This is a genomic window from Clostridium sp. MCC345 (genome assembly GCF_018785345.1).
Taxonomy (GTDB): domain Bacteria; phylum Bacillota; class Clostridia; order Lachnospirales; family Anaerotignaceae; genus Anaerotignum_A; species Anaerotignum_A faecicola.
Genome location: NZ_WQPP01000036.1, coordinates 1 through 265 on the forward strand (window position 1 = coordinate 1; position 265 = coordinate 265).

Sequence of the window (265 nt, forward strand, 5' to 3'; positions counted from 1 at the left end):
TTTGAAGGTTTGATCCTTCAAAACCGAACAATGAATATCTTTCACAACCTTGCGTTGAAAAATGTTTACGAAAAACCATTCGTAATGCTTCGCATTACTCATGTATTTGCTCCGCAAACCTACCTAAAACCTCTTTGTCAGCCTGTCTTGCAAGCAATCCATTCTGACAAAAGCTTTTATGCAGCTTTTCTCCGCTTTTCTCCATAGAAAGGAGGTGATCCAGCCGCACCTTCCGATACGGCTACCTTGTTACGACTTCACCCCA

At 42.3% G+C, this 265-nt stretch carries 1 protein-coding gene and 1 rRNA gene; one reads left to right on the forward strand and one right to left on the reverse strand.

The window, feature by feature from the left end:
- The coding region (locus tag GPK49_RS08460; RefSeq protein WP_215677440.1) for a hypothetical protein at positions 1–207 on the forward strand (207 nt) is incomplete at its 5' end.
- Here the strand turns inward: GPK49_RS08460 and GPK49_RS08465 are convergent.
- Positions 208–265: ribosomal RNA gene (locus tag GPK49_RS08465) — 16S ribosomal RNA — on the reverse strand; the annotation flags it as partial. It lies immediately after the preceding gene.